Origin of the sequence: Streptomyces sp. sk2.1, from assembly GCF_008120935.1 — a bacterium.
GTDB lineage: Bacteria > Actinomycetota > Actinomycetes > Streptomycetales > Streptomycetaceae > Streptomyces.
On the sequence record NZ_RDBO01000071.1, the window covers coordinates 1 to 2,765 of the forward strand.

Consider the following 2,765-nt stretch of genomic DNA (forward strand, 5'->3'; position numbering starts at 1 on the left):
ACATTCCGGTGCGGGACCGGCGTTCTGACTGCGTGACACACGCGCCGGTGGGGTGCGGGTGCCGGAGGTCCAGAGGGGGGAGGGCACGGGCAGTGCCGTTCGGGTGGAGGACCCACCCGATGTGGGAGCGCTCCCATGCGTCGATGCCGGAAGGTTCCTGCCTGGAGGGGGCGGGTGTCAAGACTTGAAGGCGCTTCCGTTGCCCGAGCGTGTCCTGCAAGTCACGGGACCGTGTCCCGCCGAGGTCTTGCCATAACGCGCGCAGAACGGGGCGGAGTTCGGCCCGAAGTCCATTCCGCCGAGGAAAGCAGCAGGTCAACGGCGTATCGGAGCGGACGTACGGGGTCGGCCGCACCGGAGCGCGCAGACCGGGTCGCGTTTGCGGACGCCGACGGGTGCGGACGCCGTCATCCCCGGTTCATCCCCGGGCGCCCGCCGGAAGATGAACGGGGTACCGCTCGACCGGGGCGGCTGCGGCGATGTCCGCGTTCTTTCCCCGAACCCGGAAGGCCGGTCAGAGGTTTGGCGTCTTCCCCCGGAGGAGTCGGGGGACCGTGTTCCCGCGTGTCGCCCCGCGCCGGCCCCGGCTCCGGCCCACCCGGTGTCCGCGCCGGCCGCGTTCCCGCCGGTGTCCGTCGAGGCCGATCCGGACGCTCACCTCCGTACCGCCGAGCACCGAGCGTCCGATCCGCACGTCGCCGCCGGTGGACTCCGCGGCCCGGCGGACGATGTCGAGGCCGAGCCCGGTCGAGCCCACCGCGCTCCCGGCGCCCCGCGCCCCGTCCCGGCCGACGCCGCCCCTGGCGAGGGCCGCCGCCGGGTCGGCGATCCCGTCCCCCGCGTCCGAGACCAGCACGATCACCGCGTCGTCGCTGTGGTGCACGTCGACGGCGAAGGCGGCGCCCTCCGGGGTGTGCCGGAACACGTTGCCGAGCAACGCGTCCAGCACCGCGACCAGTTCGGGCCTGGCGACCGGGATGCGGACCGTCCGGTCCACCCCCGCCAGGCTCACCTCGCGGCCCTCGTCCTCGGCGAGCGCCGACCAGAAGGACATCCGTTCCCGGATCACCTCGGAGAGGTCGCAGCCCGCCCCCGGCCCGCCGTTCAGCCCCTGGGTCTGCGGGCGCTGTTCGCGGGCCGTCCTGATGATGATGTCCACCTCGTGCTCCAGCTGCCGGACCGCGGCCCGGGTCTGCTCGGCGGCCGTGCTCTCCCCCAGGGAGGCGGCGTTGAGCCGGAGCACGGTGAGCGGGGTGCGCAGCCGGTGCGACAGGTCGGCGGCCAGTTCGCGTTCGTTGGCGAGGAGCTGGATGACCTGGTCGGCCATGGAGTTGAACGCGGCGGCGGCCGAGCGCAGTTCCGTCGGGCCCTCCTCCGCGACCCGGGTGCCCAGCCGCCCCTCCCCCAGGTCGTGGGCGGCGCCCGCGAGCCGGCGGGCGGGCTCCACCATCCGTACGCCGAGCCGGTCGGCGACCGCGACGGAGCCGACGATCAGCGCGACGGCGACGCCCGCCAGCACCAGCCAGGCGGTGCCGACCCCCTTGGACACCTCGTCCTGCGGCACGAAGACCTCGACGACGGCGATGTCGTCGGGGCCCAGCGCGGTCGGCTGGAGCAGCGTGAAGCCGCCCCCGACCTCGCTGATCGAGGCGCGCCCCGAGTTGCGCACGGTCTCCAGGTCCTCGGGGGCGGCGCGCCGGGTGCCGATCTCCAGCGGTTCGCCGTCCGGTTCGCCGACGGCGGGGACGTGCACGGCCATCCGTCCCGCGACGCCCGGTTCGGTGGCGAGCACGGCCGTTTCGAGTTCGGTGCGGTCGGTGGTGATGGAGAGCGTGGGGCCGATGGTGGCGGCCTGCCGTTCGGCGTCGGAGAAGGCGCGGTCCCGGGCCATCTCCGCGACCACGATGCCCAGCGGTACGGCGAAGGCCACCACGACCATCGCGGTGACGGCCAGACAGACCTTGACCAGCGCCCATCTCATGCGGGCCGCTCCGGGGCGCCGGGGGCGGGCGGCTGGAGCTTCACCCCGACACCGCGCAGGGTGTGCAGGTAGCGCGGCCGGGCGGCCGTCTCGCCCAGCTTCCGACGCAGCCAGGACAGGTGGACGTCGATGGTCTGGTCGTCGCCGTAGGACTGCTGCCAGACCTCGGCCAGGAGTTCCTTGCGCGGGACGACGACGCCGGGCCGCCCGGCGAGGAAGGCCAGCAGGTCGAACTCGCGGCGGGTCAGGTCGAGCGCGGCCCCGTCCAGTTCGGCCTGGCGGCGCAGCGGGTCGATGGCGAGCCCGCCGACCCGGATGACGCTCGGCGGCGGCGCCTCTCCCCCGGCGGCGCGCGAGCGGCGCAGCACGGCGGCCATCCGCGCGGACAGGTGCTCCACCGAGAACGGCTTGGTCAGGTAGTCGTCCGCGCCGTCGTTGAGCAGCCGGACGATCTCGCTCTCGTCGTCCCGCGCGGTGGCGATGATCACCGGCACGTCGGTGATGCCCCGGAGCATCTTGAGCGCCTCGGCGCCGTCGAGATCGGGCAGGCCGAGATCGAGGATGACCACGTCGAAGCGGAGGTGGGCGACCTCGCGCAGGGCTTCCAGCGCGGTGCCGACGCTCCGCACCGTATGGGCGGCCTCGGTCAGGTGCCGGATGAGGGCGGAACGTACGAACTGGTCGTCCTCGACCACGAGCACACTTGCCATGGGCGGCACCGTACGCCATCCGGAGGGGGCGGGTCCTGTCCGCGGGGTACCGGAGCGGGCGGGGGCTCCGATGG

2 protein-coding genes are annotated in these 2,765 nt (G+C 74.0%); both read right to left on the minus strand.

Annotation, left to right across the window (positions count from 1 at the left end; translation table 11 throughout):
- Positions 1–514: 514 nt before the first annotated feature.
- Positions 515–1,981, minus strand: a complete 1,467-nt coding sequence (locus tag EAO76_RS24725; protein ID WP_148838133.1) for a HAMP domain-containing sensor histidine kinase — start codon at positions 1,979–1,981, stop codon at positions 515–517.
- On the minus strand, positions 1,978–2,691 hold the full coding sequence (locus tag EAO76_RS24730; RefSeq protein ID WP_148838134.1) for a response regulator transcription factor: 714 nt from the start codon (positions 2,689–2,691) through the stop codon (positions 1,978–1,980). The genes EAO76_RS24725 and EAO76_RS24730 overlap by 4 nt, the downstream gene beginning before the upstream one ends.
- Between the last annotated feature and the right edge of the window lie 74 nt (positions 2,692–2,765).

Coding starts and splice junctions, on each gene's coding strand:
- EAO76_RS24725 (WP_148838133.1), bottom strand. CDS start 1,981: ATGAGATGGGCGCTGGTCAAGGTCTGTCTGGCCGTCACCGCGATGGTC.
- EAO76_RS24730 (WP_148838134.1), bottom strand. CDS start 2,691: ATGGCAAGTGTGCTCGTGGTCGAGGACGACCAGTTCGTACGTTCCGCC.